The sequence below is a fragment of the Chryseobacterium sp. T20 genome, from assembly GCF_047345655.1.
Taxonomy (GTDB): Bacteria; Bacteroidota; Bacteroidia; order Flavobacteriales; family Weeksellaceae; genus Chryseobacterium.
The window spans coordinates 202921-219897 of sequence record NZ_JBLFDU010000004.1 but is presented as its reverse complement, the minus strand read 5'-3'; the positions used below and the strand labels follow the sequence as shown (position 1 = coordinate 219897).

Below are 16977 nucleotides of genomic sequence, written 5' to 3'. Positions count from 1 at the left end.
GATCCTTATTTCGGATAATAGAAATAAAGGTTCGAATTTCGGTAAAATAAAAAAGACTTCCAAAAAATTGGAAGCCTCTATAGTGAATTTTTAGAATTGAGACAGAAAATCCGGTTTCAAAGTTCTAATTAATCTTTTATTTTAGATTTGAATTTTTTCTGGTAATCCTCCCATTGTTCTCTGGTCTTAATCTTTTTAAACAAATCTTTTGAGATCAGTTCCAGGTAAGGTTCCAGTTCTTTGGCAGACAGTTCTCCCTGAAGAATGGTGATGGGATCACCATGTTCATCCAGAAATACGGTACTTGGAACAGCTCCTACATTCATATACTGTGTAAACTCATGCAGAGAATTCTTTCCCTTTTTATGTTCAGAATTAGGATTTGAAAATGTTCTTCCAAAGATTTCAATGCTCTTTTTTTCTTCAGCATTAAACTTTACTGGATAATAATTCTCATTTAAAATCTGAGCAATTACAGGGTGACCATATGTTTTTTTATCCATGATCTTACATGGACCACACCAGTCTGCGTAGAAATCAATTAATATTTTTTTTGGACTTTCCTTTTGGGCTTTTAAAGCTTCTTCAATGGTCATCCACTTTACCTGGGCAAAACTAAAATTTAATAAAAATAAGAGTAGTATGCTTAAAATTTTCTTCATATTGTGATATTTAGATAAAAATAAGCATAATTACTTATTTTTTATTTTACATCTTGCATTAATTTTTTCACGTACGGAGATATCAAAATTAATACCACTCCGGCAATTACCGCGTATAAACCCAATTGTTTATATCCATCAGTATAAGTGATCAATTCATCATAGTTGGTAGAACCTTCTTTTGCTGTGGCAAGACTTGCTCCGATAATCCCGGCAACATACTGTCCATAAGCAGAAGCAAGGAACCACATTCCCATCATCATTCCCTGAAGATTCTTGGTAGAAAGTTTAGTCATGATGGATAATCCGATAGGAGAGAGGCATAATTCCCCAAGGGTAATGATAAGCAGTGCCAGCGTGAAGAAATTCAGTGAAGTGATTCCCTGAAGGTCTGCAAACAGACGGGTTGCAAACAAAACATAATAACCTAATCCTAAGAAAATGAATCCTAATCCGAATTTGATAATCGTGTTGGGTTCAATTTTTCGTTTATTCAACCAGATCCAAAGAAGTCCGATCAATGGAGCAAGGAAAATAATGAAGAATGCTCCTCCTGAGTTATTTACACCATTTGGGTCTAATCCCAGAAGGTCTTTATTCAGGTTCTTAGCGGCGAAAATACTTAAAGAACCTCCACTTTGCTCATAAATTCCCCAGAATATGATTGAAAATATAATGAATACTAAAGCTGCCCATAGTTTTTTGCGCTCAGAAGCGGTTACTTTAGACATTTCATAGAATAAATAGATTAAGGTTAATGGTCCGATGGTCCACATGAAATAATCTGTATATTCTGTCTTGGCTACCATGGTCATGATGATAGGAACGAAAATCAAAGACAAAACATATACTCCGTATTCTTTCCATTTTGGTATTGGAGCGGTTTTTTCTTCTGCTAAAGGATGTCCCGGCTGTAAACCAATAGTACCCAATGTTCTTTGTGTGAATACAAAATTAATTAAGCTCACGACCATTACTATTGAAGCAAGTCCGAAAGCAATATGCCATCTCATCTCTTCTGCAATGATATTGCCCAGGAATTCTCCTTTACCGATTGCGATACACAAATAACCTCCTAATAATGCTCCAAGGTTAATTCCGGCATAGAAAAGTGAGAATCCTGCATCTGCTCTTGAATCATTTGGTTTATAAAGCTGTCCCACCATAGATGAAATATTAGGTTTGAAGAAACCTGTCCCTACTACGGTGAATGCAATTCCTAAGAAAAAGAATTTGTGAGGATCTGTTGCAAGAATTAAACTTCCTACGATCATCAGCAGACCGCCCCAAAACAAGGATTTTCGGAATCCTAAAATTTTATCGGCAAAAAGACCTCCTACAAAAGTAAAGGCATACACGAAAGCCTGGGTGGCACCATATTGGAGGTTGGCTTCTTTTTCATGGAAATTAAGCTGGGAGATCATAAAGAAAACCAGCATTCCACGCATTCCGTAGAAACAGAAACGTTCCCACATTTCAGAGAAAAACAGGCTCCAGATTTGTCTGGGATACTTTCCTTTGAAATTTTGTATTTCATCTAAAGTTAAGCTCATAATGATATATGATTAAGTTCTAATTAAGGGTTTTTATCTTTCTGATCCAGTTCAAAACGGATTCTGTCCTGGTCAATAATTTGTTTTAATTCTTCTTCTTTTGGGAGGTATAGCAGGTATTTGCTTGCAAATAAATTGTTTTTATCATTTTGAGTGGGAAAAGTTTGTAATGAATTTAGTTTAATTCATGATGAAATACTTTACATATTTCCATCATACGAAAATAAAAAAAACCTCTGACTTGGCAGAGGTTTTATTATATTTTGTTGATACAATTAGTTTACACCATGCATCATTTTCTTTAAGATAGGTGAAATTAAACCTAAAATTACAGAAGCAATACCACAAAGTACTACGAATACCATGAAGAATTCGAATAGATTATGAATTTCAAATCCTACAAAAGTAGGGTTGTGTAATGGTAATTGAGCTTTATCAAAAGCGGCAACCTGATCAGCTGTCAGGGTTACTTTTTTATCTAAAACATCCTGTAGATTAACTCCCATTTCTTGAGCTTTTTTGAATTTATCACCTGTTGCAGGGATAAGTGCTCCTAATGAACCTGCTAATGCATAACCAGCAGCGTTAGAAATGAAGAAAACACCATATAATAATGAAGCAAATCTTTTCGGAGCCAGTTTACCAACCAATGATAAACCAATTGGAGAAAGACAAAGCTCACCACAAGTCTGGATGAAATAAAGTAACATTAACCATTTGATGGCTAGCAGACCTGAGTTTCCAAGATCTTTTACATTGTGTGCTATGATGAAATAAGAAAGTGCGATCAATGCTAACCCCATTGCTTGCTTGAACGGAGATACCGGCTCTTTTCCTTTAGCTCTTAACTTGTCCCAACATAAACTGAAAGGAACCGCTAAAAGAACTACGAAAATACCGTTGAAGATCTGTACCATTGAAGGTGGCATATTCCATCCGAAAATGTTTCTGTCAGTCTGGTTATCCGCAATAAATGTTAATGAAGATCCAGCCTGCTCAAATGCTGCCCAGAAGAAAATAATAAAGAACGATACAATATAGATTACCCAGATTCTCTGTCTTTCCACCTTATTTTCAGCAGAAGACATAATTAAGAATGCAAGAGCAATACCTGCCGAATAGATGAATGGATAAATGATCCCTTTAATCAACTGTCCCATTTCTACGGAGTTGAATCCAAACTCTCCTACAAGAAGGTATCTGAAAACGAAGAATAAAACAACAAATATTCCTCCGGTGATTCCTAAAGCCTGACCAGAGAATTTAGCAGTTTGTGTTTCTCCTTCTTCGAAGTCAGCACTTGTATTATGTTTTGGTAACCCTCCGATAGGTCTTCCTTCCGGAGTTACTACGTATTTGTTTTTAAGGATAAAGAATGTTACAGTTCCGATTACCATTGCGATAGAAGCCGCTAAGAATCCCCATTTGAAAGCGAAGATATCTCTTACTCCAGTTGCAGCATCTTTTACGTCTCCTACGTATGGACAGATAAACTGACCTAAGAATGCCCCAATATTGATCCCCATATAGAAAATGGTGAAAGCAGAATCCAGTTTAGATTTTTCCTGCTTTGGATAAAGGCTTCCTACCATTGAGGAAATATTCGGTTTGAAGAATCCATTACCGAAAATGATCACGAATAAAGCGAGCCACATGATAAGTTTAGCACTTCCAATATCCGCTGAGAAAGTAGAGGCACTGATGAATAATAAGAACTGGCCAATAGCCATTAACGATCCTCCGATGATGATCGCATATCTGTTTCCGATATATTTATCAGCAATAAATCCTCCCAAAAGAGGAGTTAAATAACATAAAGCTAGAAATCCACCATAGATGATCGCTGCATCAGCTTCTTTTATCAATAAGGAATTTACCATGAAGAGCGTCAAAAGAGCTCTCATTCCATAAAAGTTGAAACGCTCCCACATTTCTGTTCCGAAAAGAACCCATAATCCTTTAGGATGCCTGGAATTCTTATTCTCTACAAATTCATCCGGTTTCGGACTCAATGCTTCAATATTATCCATTTCTATTGTTAATTTTTGTTAAGACTGACAAATATAGTTTATTTTGGGTTTTTGGCAAGGTTTTAATTTTATTTTTAAATAAAAAAGCTGCGGAACTCTTCCGCAGCTTACTTATCTTTATAATATTAAGGATTTTAGTGCCCTTTTTCTGTCATAATTTTATTTAACCTTTTTAACATAGAAAGGCCTAAAAGTGTAGCAAATATTAACAAAGCGAAGTTCACAAGGAAATAATTCGTCTTGTTTTCATAGTTATACCATGTACTTGCCAGGATTCCTGAAAGCTTATTTCCTACAGAGTTGGCCAGGAAAAATCCTCCCATCATCAATGCTGTAATCCTTGCAGGAGAAAGTTTGGATACAAAAGAAAGTCCCATTGGAGACAGACATAGTTCCCCGATCGTAATTACTCCGTAGCTGGCAACAAGCCATAACGGAGATACTTTTACTGATCCGTTGTCTCCGGCCATCACTGCCAGAACCATTACCAGACAAGAAAGTCCGGAAATAAATAATCCTAAAACAATCTTGGTAGGCGTTAAAGGTTCTTTTCCTTTTCTTCTTAATAATGCCCAGAATCCTACAATAACCGGGGTTAAAGCAATAACCCAGAATGGATTGATAGACTGGAATAATTCTGTATTGTATAAATAGACTTTGTTTTCAGGATTTTTTTCAAGAGCAGCACGTTGTTCAGGAGATATGTTTTTAAAATAAACATCTTTACCCATTTCCTTTTTAGTTTCACCATTATCATCTTTTTGAGAACGGAACTGGTTGTCATAAACCGGAACTTCTTTATCTTCATAGTTTTTCCCTTCCACCATATAAATTCCTTCCAATGGCTTTTCAAGAGAAGCAGGAACACTTCTGTCCGTATAATAATTGGCCCATCTTGTCAAAGCCGTACCATTCTGTTTGAAAACAGCCCAGAAGAACATACTGATCAGGAATACGGAAAGTAATGCTCCGATAGAGGCTTTTTCATCCGGTTTAGCTTTAAAGTAAAGAGATGCATAGAAATAAATAACAGGTATACAGGCAAAAATAAAGGCATCAGTACTGTCACTTCCAAAAATATTTCCAGGAATAAACCAACCTATTGCCCCGGCAACGATAGCAGGAACGAATACTTTGATCAGAATTTCTGAAAGTTTTGTATCTCCTTCCTGTACAGGTTTCATCTGTGCAGCGTGGATATAATGCTTTCTTCCGATGGTAAAAATAACCATCCCGATAAGCATTCCTACACCAGCAGTGATGAAAGCTTCACCCCAACCGAATTTATTACGCATGAAAGCCGCAATAATATTACAGATAAATGCTCCGATATTGATTCCCATGTAGAAAATATTATATCCGGAGTCTTTATTCGCTTTATAAGGTTCTTCAGAATAAAGGTTTCCTAATAATGTTGAAATGGTAGGTTTAAAGAAACCGTTTCCGATAATAATTAAAGCCAGAGAGGAATAAAACAGAGGTAAATCTTTAAAAACTCCCATTCCTATATATCCTGCAGCCATTAAAAAGCCTCCAAGATAAATAGACTTAATATACCCTAAAACCCTGTCAGCAAGGAATCCTCCAATGAATGGAGTCAGATAAGTTAAGGCAATATAAGTTCCGAAAATGTCATCAGCAGTTTTATCCGGAAGTCCAAGTCCGCCCTTCATGCCCGTAGGCTCAATAACATAGAGAACAAAGATTCCAAGAATCAGGTAATACCCGAAACGCTCCCACATTTCTGTAAAGAATAGATAGGGTAGCCCTTTAGGATGTTTAGTCTTCATATAATCAATTTTCAAATTTCCCAAAAATAAGTTTTTAATTTCAATTGATAAAATAAATAATACATGCCTAAATGATTAATGAAATAAATATAAAATTTTAAGTGTAAAGAGTGATTTGAGTTGTTGAAATTAATTTGTACAAGGAATGAAAATAGTGCAAATAGGGGCTTGTACACAGAATATGCAACTTGATTTCTCTTAAAAATGATATTTGTTTTCTAGCTTCGAGATGTCAATATTGACATAATTAAAAAAACATTTATTATGAAAAAATTAAAAAAGATTTCGAGAGAAAAGTTAAAAAGTGTCCAAGGAGGTGTAAAAGATTTTTGCCAGCCGGGAGCAGGTGACATCTGTGCGCAATGGGGTCTGGAATGTGGTTTTCATTATACGGTCCAAAACGGACAAGTAGTTGACTCACTAACGCATAACGCTTGTATGTAAACTTAAAAAGTATTTATATGAGATGTAGCAATGCATCTCATATAATTCCAGTGTTTTAATATTTTCATTGAGTTTGTTGAACAAGATCTTAATATTTACTATGAAAAGACTATTTTTTATTATGCTTTTTCTTTCAAATATTTTATCAGCGCAACTTGTTACGTTTGTTTATGAAATTAAGCATAAACCCAATCCAGATAAAGAAATTTTTGAAACAGGTAATTATTATCTTGATGTAATTGGGGGGCAGTCTGCTTTCCGGTCAGAAAAAGAAAGATATGCAGATTCATTAATGTTGAAAAATGGATATTGGGAAGGGGGACCAAAAACTTCACTTAATCAGCTTTATATTATCAAGAATCTAATAAATAAGAGTATCACCAAAAGCATAACAACTCTATCAATGCATGATTTGTATAACATTCCCATCAATGATAAGCTGAATTGGGAGATTCTGCCCGAAAGGATGAAAATTGGAGATATGGAATGTCAGAAAGCCACAGTAAAGTATGGTGAAAGAAATTGGATAGCATGGTTTAGTCAAAGCATACCCTTACTGGAAGGACCTTATATATTTCATGGATTACCAGGATTAATCATAAAGATTTCTGATGATAAAAATGATTATGATTTTAGTTTGATAAAGACTATAAATGTTGATAAAAATAAAACATTTTATTTGAGAAAGGGAAAAGAAATAAGCTGGGAGACCTATGAAAAGATACAAAGTGATTATTATTCGGATCCGTTTGCAGAAATCAAGGCGAGAAATATAAAGTATAAAGTAACGGATGAAAAAGGAAATCCGGTAGAAATGAATTTAAAACAGATGACAGAAAGTATTCAAAAACAAATAAAAGAAAACAATAATCCCATAGAACTCAATCATAAAGTCAATTATAATTAAACAGGCTTTTAAATGTTTTAAAAACTACTTAAAAATAGAAAATGCACTCAATGGAGTGCATTTTCTATTTCATTACTTGATTTTATTATAAATTATTAAGGATAAAATCCGTCATTTTCTGATACAATTGTGGTCTCGTCTGCCCACCATAAATTCCGTGGTTTTTATCTGGATAAGCCATGAAGTCAAACTGTTTTTTATTTTGAATCAAAGCTTCCGAGAATTCCATAGAGTTCTGGAAATGAACATTGTCATCAGCAGTTCCGTGAATCAATAGGAATTTACCTTTCAACAGATTAGCATATTCAGTAGGAGAATTTTTATCATATCCATCAGGGTTTTCCTGAGGAGTTCTCATAAATCTTTCTGTATACACAGAATCATAATATCTCCAGTTGGTTACCGGCGCTACAGCAATTCCCACTTTGAAAACATCAGCTCCTTTAGTCATAGCTAAGCTGGTCATATAACCACCGAAGCTCCATCCAAACATTCCGATTCTGCTTTTGTCAATATAAGATTGATTTCCGAACCACTTCGCTGCAGTGATCTGATCTTCGATCTCATATTTTCCTAAATTCATATAGGTTACTTTCTTATATTTTGCTCCTTTATAGCCTGTTCCACGTCCATCTACACAAGCCACAATATATCCTTTTTGTACAAGATGATTGAACCACATGGCGTTTCCGTTGTCCCATGAATTGGCAACCTGTTGAGATCCCGGCCCGGAATACTGGAACATAAATAAAGGATATTTCTTATTCGGATCAAAGTTTTTAGGCTTCATGATCCATGCATTCATCTGATCGCCTACAGCATTGGGAATCGTAATGAATTCTTTTTCAACAAAATTATCAGTCTTCAACTTCTGAAGCTGATCATTGTTGTTTTGAAGTTCTTTTACTGCTTTTCCGTTACCGTCTTTTAAAACATAGGTGTAAGGTTTTGCTGCTGTAGAGGAAGTTTCAATGAAATAATTATAGTTTTTGCTGAAGTTAGCAGAATTGTTTCCTTCTGCATTAGAGATCAGCTGAGTTTTTCCGTTTTCAATATTTACTTTGGAAATCACCTTATTGATGCTTCCTTTTTCAGTAGTCTGAACGTAAATTTCTTTAGATTTTGGATTAAATCCATAATAATCGGTTACTTCCCAATTTCCTTTTGTGATTTGCTTTTTAAGTTTACCATCTTTGTCATACCAGTACAGGTGACGGTTTCCGTCTCTTTCAGAAGCCCAAAGGAAGGAATCATCTTCAAGGAATTCAAGAGTAGGGCTATCTGTATCAATCCATTTATCATCCGTTTCGGTAAATAATTTCTGAACTGCTCCTGTTTTGGTATTTACTTTCAAAATATCCGAAGCATTCTGAATTCTCTCAGAAGTAATTAAAACAATTTCGTCCGGTTTTGCGGTCTGGAATACATTCGGAATATAATAGTTTTTGAAAGAACCTAAGTTCAGCTGCATCGTTTTCCCGTTATCAAGACGGTATAACTGTGCTGAAACTACAGAGTTTTTCTCCCCTGCTTTAGGATATTTATAACGCATTTCAGCCGGATAAAGATTTTTCCCATAAATCGGAATATAGATTTCCGGAACCTGGCTTTCATCAGACTTCACAAATACGATGGCATCAGAATTTTTTGTCCATTCATATTGTCTTGCATGCCCGAATTCTTCTTCATATACCCAATCTGCCAAACCATTCAGGATAGAGTTTTTTTTACCATCCGTAGTAATTTGTGTGATTTTTCCTGAGCTAAGATCCTGATAGAAAAGATTATTGTCAGCAATAAAGGCCACTTTTGTAGCATCTGGTGAAAATGTAGGCTCCTGAACCGGTTTTCCTTCATTCAGACTGATAGTTTTCCCGGATTTTAAATCTTTTACATCAAATTTTCCCAGAAAAGAATGTCTGTAAATAGGCTGGCTTCCTGTCTGTAAAAGGATTTTAGATTCATCATCAGAAAAAATATAGCTTTCAAACCTTCCGTCAACAAGATTTCCTTCCTTCTGTGAAGTTTTGTAAGAATATTTTGCAATTCCTGAAGGTTCAATGACAAGATAGTTTTCTCCGTTTTTCATGGAAGAGATTCCTGCAATCCCTTTTCCACGGTAATATCCTGAATATATTTTATCTAAAGTAATTTCCTGTGCTGAGACATTTTGAAATACGGCAGCAACAGTAAGAGTTAAAAGGAGTTTTTTCATTTTCAATTTTAATGATTCCAAATTTAATAATTCTTACTTACATAACCATATAAAATAAAAATCAGGACCGGATGTCATTTTTTCTTACTCTTTCAGGAAAATGTTTTTTAGTTTTCGAATCTGGAGTAATTGAAAATATTCATTAATGAAATTTCTTTAAAAAGGTAATTTGGCAAAAAAATTGAATATATAATAAGTATAAATCAAATGAAATAATAATTATGGAAACGAATGCATACAACCAGAAACTGAACCGTTATGTATTAAACGACCAGATTGTTTATACAGGTTTTTCCAGCTTTAGTGATGCCGAAGAATGTGCTCATAAAAAAGGAGGAACATTGGTAGAAGTGGTGTTTAGAGACGGAAATGATAATCCCGAAATTACTGATGAAGCGGGTTTGATAGAGAAAAAAATTCATTACTATGTGTATGCAGGCGATGAGTATAAATTTATCCATTCTTCAGATCCGGGATTCAGAAAATATGCGGATGAGCTGCAAAAAATAAAAGCAAGAAACGATAAAACCAGTCCGGACGAACGATATTTTGCCAATTTTGAAATTGAAAATACAGAAGACCCGATTATTGTAATTAAAAATGATCAGTTTGAATCGGTAACATCAAGAGAGCGTTCAAAATATTTGAAACATGCCTGCGTCTATGAATTAGGGGTTTCCCTGCCAAAATCTTAAAAAATCAGATCATGAGCAAAACGAAATATTCAGACAAAGCTCAGGACAAAGTAGGAGAAGTAATGCACGAATTCAAGGAAGGAAAGCTGAAATCTTCCTCCGGAAAGAAAGTGACGAACAGAAAGCAAGCCATAGCTATTGGTATTTCTGAAGCGAGAGAAAAAGGTATGAAAGTGCCACCGAAAAAGAAAGATCAATAACTTAGAAAATCCAGAAAGAAAACTTTCTGGATTTTTTTTTATTTAATCTTCTATATTTCATTTATTCTGAACAATGAGGAGGGAGAAAGGGAAAAGAAGTACTGGGAAAATTAACTTATTTATCTTTTTTATATGTAATTTTTTCTTTGTTTTGATATTGAGGTCTTTTTTAAGTGTTTGTAAATGTGTGTTTTAATTCGTTGCTGTACATATGATGTAGTTTACTTTGTGTGAGTTTATTCTTTTTTGTTGCAAATTCACATTATTCATAACTCATTTTATATCTTATTTCAAATTAAAACACAAATGATGAAAATGTTTTATGATGGTTAAAGTTTTTCTTTATCCAGTGTTAATTGATATACAAACAGCCTTGGGAGTCTTTTCTTTTATACCATGATATAGTGCAAATTCTTGCAAGGCTGATTATTAAAAACTAATTGATATGTTCGGAGTTTCAACTTTGAAATCAATAGCTATTCTTCTGTTGATTTTACCATTTTCTATAATTGCGGGACAATCACAAAAAAGATCCAAACCTAATGTAATTTTTATTGTAGTTGATGACCTGAGGCCGGAATTAGGAGTTTATGGTAATTCAATCATTAAAACACCCAATATCGATAAGCTGGCAAGAAGAAGTACAACTTTTACAAATGCATATTGTCAGGTAGCAGTTTGTGCTCCTTCCAGAGCAAGTGCCTTAACGGGCTTGCGGCCAGATTCCACTAAGGTATGGGTGCTGGGAGAAGAATTTCGTAAAATACATCCTGATGTGGTAACAATTCCTCAGCAATTTGAAAAATTTAATTATCATACAGTGTCTATCGGAAAGATTTTTCATAATCATATGCCTGATTCTATCTCTTTTCGTGAACCTGATCTCCGTCCTGACGGATATGCCGTTAAAAATATGATAGACAGAGATCCTGAATCTTTTTATTTCAGCGGGGAACTTAAAGCGGAACTTGCTGCCAAAAGATTGAAAAGATTAGCTAAAGACCCTAAAAGATATGGTAACGGCTGGGCATATGGACGTTCTGTAGAAGTTGCAAACTGTCCCGATGATTCGCTGTATGACGGAGCTCAGACATCACTTGCTATTCAGACCATCAACCGTATTAAAAATAAAAAGAACCCCTTCTTTCTGGCATTGGGGTATTTCAGACCACATTTACCATTTGTAGCTCCCAAAAAGTACTGGGATCTTTATAACCCTATGGAAATACCTATGGCGGATAACAGCTTTATTCCGTTCAATGCACCAAGTATGGCAATGTATAATCAGAGAGAGATGACCGCTTGTTATGATCTGGAATATGTTAAACATCCTGCGTATTTCCGGATGCCGGAAAAGGAAGCGAGAATGCTCAAACATGGCTATTATGCTTCTGTAAGCTATGTTGATGCCTGTATTGGGCGGCTTGTAGATGAGCTGGAAAAACAAAAATTAATGGATAATACCATTATTGTATTATGGGGAGACCATGGCTGGAAGTTAGGTGAGCATAATGCCTGGGGTAAACAGACTAATTATTTAAATGATACTCGTGTTCCACTTATTGTATATGTGCCTGGAATGAAAAATCCGGGGAGTAAAAACAATGAACTGGTGGAGGTGGTAGATCTTTATCCTACCCTTTGTGATCTTGCAGGAATAGAAACACCTGCTTATCTGCAAGGGATAAGCTTTAAAAAACTTCTGAATGAACATAGTGTTGAATGGAAAGGGGCTGTATTCAGCCAGTTTTTACGCCCTGCCGGAGAAGGAATAGATCTTAATAAAAAAAGCTACATGGGATATTCAATGGTGACCAAAAGTCATCACCTTATAGAGTGGTACTATTGGGATAAGGCAACCCAAAAGCCGGGGGAACTTGTTGCACAGGAACTTTATAATCTCACCTCGGATCCAAAAGAGAATTTCAATATTGCCATGTATCCGGAATATAAAGAGATCCTTGAAAAGCTTTCTGAACAACGTAAAAAAGGGTGGAAAGATGTGAAAAATAAGCTGATAACAACTAAATCTTATCAATAAAAAAGAAAATGTATATCTGATGAAGAATTTCAATTTTTTAAAAATAGTATTCATTATATCTATTTGTAATTGCATAGCGGTAAGAGGTGAAAGTTTTCATAAAGAAAATCCTAAACCTAGAAAAAACATGAGATCCGGTATAAAGCAGACAAGACCTAATATTTTATTTATTCCTATTGATGATTTAAGACCTGAAATGGGCTCTTATGGAAATACGGTTATAAAAACTCCTAATATGGATAAACTTGCGGCTAGAGGAGTTGTCTTTAAAAGGGCATATTGTCAGCAGGCAGTATGTAATCCTTCAAGAGCCAGCCTTCTAACTGGTTTGAGACCTGATTCTGTTCGTGTATGGGATCTTCAGACAGATTTCAGGAAAAATCTGCCGGATGTAGTAACGCTTCCGCAGATCTTTAAAAATAATGGCTATTATACAGTGGGAATTGGAAAAACCTTTCATAACACTTTACCTGATGGTAAATCCTGGAATGAAGAACTTCATGTGAACGGATATCCCTTTGATCCGGATGCCGTGTATCAGCTGGAGAAAAACAAGATGATTCAGAAGGAAAAGGAAATTAATCTTCAGAAGATGGGAAAGGCAAAACCAGATGTTTATGGATTTATCTATACAAAGGCTAATTCTGTGGAAATGGCAGATGTTGATGATGATGCCTATTATGATGGAGCACAAACAACTATGGCCATTCAAAAGCTGAAAGAATTAAAAGGAAAAGATAAACCTTTCTTTTTTTCAGTAGGCTATTATCGTCCGCATTTACCATTTAACGCTCCTAAAAAATACTGGGATTTGTATAACAGAAATGATATACCTCTTGCTAAAAATCAATTTATACCTGAAAATGCTCCGGAATTTGCTGTACATGGTGATGCTGAACTGAGAGGGTATACAGACAGATCAGACCTGCCTCTACCATGGGAAAAACCTTATGATGTGGAAAAGCAAAAGGAAATTCTCCATGCGTACTATGCCTCTGTCTCTTATACAGATGCTCAGATAGGCAGACTTTTAAAAGCACTGGATGAATTAGGACTGAGTGAAAATACCATCATTGTATTATGGGGAGACCATGGCTGGAAACTGGGTGAACATAACAGCTGGTGTAAGCAGAGTAACTATGAGATTGATACCAGAGTGCCACTTATCATCAGCGGAGTAGGTGTAAAAGCAAAAGGAAAATCAAGCAATGCCCTTACGGAGTTTGTTGATATTTATCCTACTTTATGTGATATGAGCGGAATAAAAATTCCCGATTATCTTCAGGGAACCAGTATGAAACCTCTGCTTGCTGATCCTGCCCATACATGGAAGACAGCAGCCTACAGCCAGTTTTTATTGGGAAGATATGGGGTGAAATCCAAAGAAGCAAAAAATGTAGAAAGAATGGGGTATGCTATCCGGACAGACAGATATCGGTATGTGGAGTGGTTTGAATGGAATAAGGAAATAGAAAAGCCCGGAGATTATTTGGCCAGAGAACTTTACGACCATAAAAATGATCCTGATGAAAATATAAATATTGCTGAAGAAATATCTTCCAAAAAATTAGTAAGTCAACTTTCACTACAGTTGAAAAAAGGATGGAGATACAGTAAACCGAAATCATAAAAACTGTAAATATTCAGATAAAGATGATGTTTTCCATAAAGATGATAATTTGTACAGGAGTATTAAGTTTGGTATATTCCTGTAATAAAAATAAAACTGTAGAACCTGTGGGAAATAAACCAGGACACACCTGCATGAATGTACCGAAACGATTGAGTACATCAGATTCTTCTCATGTCAGTTTTAATGGAAAAACTTCTCTGGAAGCAATGGTGCTGATCCCTGGCGGAGAATTTGATATGGGAGGTGATAACAGTCAGGCTGATCCAGACGAATACCCTAAACATAGAGTAAAGGTTTCTTCGTTTTATATGGATATAACAGAAGTGACGAATGCACAGTTCAGTAAATTTGTAAATGCTACAGGCTATATCACAACGGCAGAGCGTAAACCCGATTGGAATGAATTAAAGAAAAACCTTCCTAAGGGTACTCCGAAACCTCCGGATAGTCTGTTGGTAGCTGCTTCATTAGTATTTAAACCCACAAGCAAACCTGTGGATCTGAATGATTACAGCCAATGGTGGAAATGGGTAAAAGGTGCTAGCTGGAAACACCCTCAGGGACCGGGAAGCAATATTGAAGGAAAAGACAATTATCCTGTAGTACATATAAGCTGGGATGATGCACAGGCTTATTGTAAATGGTCCGGTAAACGTTTGCCCACAGAAGCAGAATGGGAATTTGCAGCACGGGGTGGCTTAAAAAATAACATTTATCCATGGGGAAATCAACCTATAAATACAGGACTTCCTAAAGCGAATAGCTGGGAAGGAAAATTTCCCTACCTTAATGAAAAGAAGGATGGCTATATGACTCTTGCCCCGGTACAATCATTTAAAGCTAACGGATATGGTCTGTATGATATGGCGGGAAATGTTTGGGAATGGTGCAGTGATTTATACAATTCTGATTACTATAAAAAACTGGAAGGCACTCTGGTTCTAAACCCGCATGGTGCTGACAAGTCTTATGATCCTCAGGAACCATATAGTATAAAACGCAGCTTGCGTGGGGGAAGTTTTTTATGCAATGATAGCTATTGCAGTGGATACAGGGTAGCCAGACGTATGAAAAGCAGCCCTGATACAAGTCTTGAACATACCGGATTCAGGTGTGTTCAAGACATTGTTAATTAATTCTATTTCTGATTATTATAAAGTATCCTGTAATATTCATCCGCCATCCTGTCGCTGTTGAAATGGTCTTTCACATCATTCATTGCATTATGCTGAATTTTTCTCCATTCATCAGGGCGATCATAGTAGGTGGGAAGAATTTCGTTTTCAAGGATTTCATATAATGTATTTAAATCATAATTATCCTGTTCATAAATGCTCATATTCTGATAATCTGCTTTAGGAACAACGAAAGAGTTTTCTCCATGTTTGGCAAATTCCGGGATCCAGCCGTCATCTGTGGATAAATTGACTGAGCCGTTCATAGCAGCCGTCATACCGGAAGTTCCTGAAGCTTCCCTTGGAACTCTTGGGTTATTAAGCCATACATCAGAACCTTGTTTTAAAGATTTACTTAAAGAAAGCTCATAACCTGTAAGAACAGCAATGTTTTTATGGTATTTACTTTCTTCCACCAGCGTATTGAAGGTGGAAATAGCAGAGTAGTCCATTGGGTAAGGTTTCCCTGCCCAGATGATCTGTACAGGATATTTTGGATGATTCAGAAGTCTGTAGAATCTCTCCTTGTCATGTAAAAGAAGTTCTGCTCTTTTGTAGCCTGCGAATCTTCTTGCCCATACAATCGTAAAGACATTAGGATTAAATAAATTTCCTGTTTGATCGGCAACAATACTGAACAGCTTTTTCTTTAAATATTTCTTGCGGAAATCGAAAGCAGTGGCATCATTTTCATCTTTTGCATTGTATAAAGGTTTATCAGACCAATATTTAAATTCCTGAGCATTAGTAATAGAAGTGATTTCACAGATTTCCGGATATTTATTCCACATGGCTCTGGAAACGACTCCATGAAGCTGTGAAACGCCATTGGCCATTCTTGCCATTCTTAAGGCACAGAGAGAGTGATTGAAACGGTCATCATCAGATCCTTCAATCTTTTTTACTTCTTCCATGCTGTATCCCGAAAAATAGGACATATCATAGCATAATCTGAAACTATGCTTTTCATTACCTGCTTCTTCCGGAGTATGAGTGGTAAAAACGAGTTTTTCTTTCACTTTATTAAGATCACCATTATATTTTCTCAGAAGATGAAAGGCTGCCGGAAGTCCATGGGCCTCATTAAGATGGTAAACCTCTCTTTCAATATTCATTTCATCCAGTAACTTGGCTCCTCCTTTTCCCAATAAAATATATTGGGCCAGTTTTGTAGATTCATTCGCGTCATACAATTTGTGACAGATTGTTTTAGAAACATGATCATTTTCCGGAACATCTGTGGAAAGGAAAAACATAGGTGCCGTATTGAAGATTTCAGGATCAAGATACCATACTTTTACCCAAACCGGAGCACTATGGATTTCGATTTGGAATTTTATTCCGGTATCTTCAAGAAAACTGTACATTTTTCTCGTCCATACAGGTTGTAAAGTCTGATCGTGATTTCTTGCCTGGTCATAATAACCGAACTTCCACAGAATCCCAATTCCGATAAGATCCTGCTTAAGGTTATAAGCGCTTCTCATGTGAGATCCTGCCAGAAAGCCAAGTCCTCCCGAATATATTTTCAGTACCTGCTCAAGAGCAAATTCCATTGAGAAATAGACAGTCTTTTTTGAATATTGAGGATTGATAGTGTAGGGTATTCTGAAATTCCTAAAATCCATAAAT

Annotated in this window: 13 protein-coding genes; 7 read left to right on the top strand and 6 right to left on the bottom strand. The window is 35.9% G+C overall.

Annotated features, from left to right (window positions below):
* Positions 1–128: 128 nt before the first annotated feature.
* From ACMA47_RS12100 to ACMA47_RS12085, 4 genes are all read right to left on the bottom strand, one after another.
* Positions 129–662, bottom strand: coding sequence for a thioredoxin family protein (locus tag ACMA47_RS12100; protein ID WP_034693649.1), 534 nt, complete (start codon positions 660–662; stop codon positions 129–131).
* A gap of 41 nt (positions 663–703) precedes the next feature.
* A complete protein-coding gene (locus tag ACMA47_RS12095; RefSeq protein ID WP_034693651.1) occupies positions 704–2215 on the bottom strand; it encodes a peptide MFS transporter in 1512 nt (503 codons plus the stop codon).
* Between the two features lie 275 nt (positions 2216–2490).
* On the bottom strand, positions 2491–4245 hold the full coding sequence (locus ACMA47_RS12090; RefSeq protein WP_413929975.1) for a peptide MFS transporter: 1755 nt from the start codon (positions 4243–4245) through the stop codon (positions 2491–2493).
* Positions 4246–4379: 134 nt separating this feature from the next.
* Positions 4380–6035: a peptide MFS transporter gene (locus ACMA47_RS12085; protein WP_413929974.1), complete on the bottom strand. Its 1656-nt coding sequence runs from the start codon at positions 6033–6035 to the stop codon at positions 4380–4382.
* A gap of 264 nt (positions 6036–6299) precedes the next feature.
* On the opposite strand from ACMA47_RS12085, the gene ACMA47_RS12080 reads away from it, so the two are divergent.
* Positions 6300–6479: a bacteriocin-like protein gene (locus ACMA47_RS12080; protein ID WP_062675490.1), complete on the top strand. Its 180-nt coding sequence runs from the start codon at positions 6300–6302 to the stop codon at positions 6477–6479.
* 100 nt (positions 6480–6579) lie between these two features.
* The gene (locus tag ACMA47_RS12075) at positions 6580–7386 is read left to right on the top strand and encodes a GLPGLI family protein (protein ID WP_413929973.1); all 807 of its coding nucleotides are present in this window, start codon (positions 6580–6582) and stop codon (positions 7384–7386) included.
* Positions 7387–7471: 85 nt separating this feature from the next.
* Here the strand turns inward: ACMA47_RS12075 and ACMA47_RS12070 are convergent, their stop codons facing one another.
* Positions 7472–9601: a S9 family peptidase gene (locus ACMA47_RS12070; RefSeq protein WP_413929972.1), complete on the bottom strand. Its 2130-nt coding sequence runs from the start codon at positions 9599–9601 to the stop codon at positions 7472–7474.
* Between the two features lie 221 nt (positions 9602–9822).
* On the opposite strand from ACMA47_RS12070, the gene ACMA47_RS12065 reads away from it, so the two are divergent.
* The 5 genes from ACMA47_RS12065 (at position 9823) to ACMA47_RS12045 (ending at position 15306) form a co-directional block, all read left to right on the top strand.
* Positions 9823–10296 carry a hypothetical protein gene (locus tag ACMA47_RS12065; protein ID WP_413929971.1) on the top strand — a complete coding sequence of 158 codons (474 nt, stop codon included), beginning with the start codon at positions 9823–9825 and terminating at the stop codon, positions 10294–10296.
* A gap of 11 nt (positions 10297–10307) precedes the next feature.
* Complete coding sequence (locus tag ACMA47_RS12060; protein ID WP_413929970.1) at positions 10308–10496, top strand: DUF6496 domain-containing protein; 189 nt, start codon at positions 10308–10310, stop codon at positions 10494–10496.
* 445 nt (positions 10497–10941) lie between these two features.
* Positions 10942–12537: a sulfatase gene (locus ACMA47_RS12055; protein WP_413929969.1), complete on the top strand. Its 1596-nt coding sequence runs from the start codon at positions 10942–10944 to the stop codon at positions 12535–12537.
* Between the two features lie 127 nt (positions 12538–12664).
* A complete protein-coding gene (locus ACMA47_RS12050) occupies positions 12665–14167 on the top strand; it encodes a sulfatase (protein WP_413929968.1) in 1503 nt (500 codons plus the stop codon).
* A gap of 41 nt (positions 14168–14208) precedes the next feature.
* Positions 14209–15306: a formylglycine-generating enzyme family protein gene (locus ACMA47_RS12045; RefSeq protein WP_413929967.1), complete on the top strand. Its 1098-nt coding sequence runs from the start codon at positions 14209–14211 to the stop codon at positions 15304–15306.
* A gap of 2 nt (positions 15307–15308) precedes the next feature.
* Here ACMA47_RS12045 and glgP read toward each other — a convergent pair whose 3' ends face one another.
* Positions 15309–16973, bottom strand: coding sequence for an alpha-glucan family phosphorylase (gene glgP, locus ACMA47_RS12040; RefSeq protein WP_413929966.1), 1665 nt, complete (start codon positions 16971–16973; stop codon positions 15309–15311).
* Positions 16974–16977 lie beyond the last annotated feature (4 nt).

Coding starts and splice junctions, on each gene's coding strand:
- ACMA47_RS12080 (WP_062675490.1), top strand. CDS start 6,300: ATGAAAAAATTAAAAAAGATTTCGAGAGAAAAGTTAAAAAGTGTCCAA.
- ACMA47_RS12075 (WP_413929973.1), top strand. CDS start 6,580: ATGAAAAGACTATTTTTTATTATGCTTTTTCTTTCAAATATTTTATCA.
- ACMA47_RS12050 (WP_413929968.1), top strand. CDS start 12,665: ATGAGATCCGGTATAAAGCAGACAAGACCTAATATTTTATTTATTCCT.
- glgP (WP_413929966.1), bottom strand. CDS start 16,973: ATGGATTTTAGGAATTTCAGAATACCCTACACTATCAATCCTCAATAT.
- ACMA47_RS12100 (WP_034693649.1), bottom strand. CDS start 662: ATGAAGAAAATTTTAAGCATACTACTCTTATTTTTATTAAATTTTAGT.
- ACMA47_RS12055 (WP_413929969.1), top strand. CDS start 10,942: ATGTTCGGAGTTTCAACTTTGAAATCAATAGCTATTCTTCTGTTGATT.
- ACMA47_RS12045 (WP_413929967.1), top strand. CDS start 14,209: ATGATAATTTGTACAGGAGTATTAAGTTTGGTATATTCCTGTAATAAA.
- ACMA47_RS12065 (WP_413929971.1), top strand. CDS start 9,823: ATGGAAACGAATGCATACAACCAGAAACTGAACCGTTATGTATTAAAC.
- ACMA47_RS12090 (WP_413929975.1), bottom strand. CDS start 4,245: ATGGATAATATTGAAGCATTGAGTCCGAAACCGGATGAATTTGTAGAG.
- ACMA47_RS12060 (WP_413929970.1), top strand. CDS start 10,308: ATGAGCAAAACGAAATATTCAGACAAAGCTCAGGACAAAGTAGGAGAA.
- ACMA47_RS12085 (WP_413929974.1), bottom strand. CDS start 6,035: ATGAAGACTAAACATCCTAAAGGGCTACCCTATCTATTCTTTACAGAA.
- ACMA47_RS12095 (WP_034693651.1), bottom strand. CDS start 2,215: ATGAGCTTAACTTTAGATGAAATACAAAATTTCAAAGGAAAGTATCCC.
- ACMA47_RS12070 (WP_413929972.1), bottom strand. CDS start 9,601: ATGAAAAAACTCCTTTTAACTCTTACTGTTGCTGCCGTATTTCAAAAT.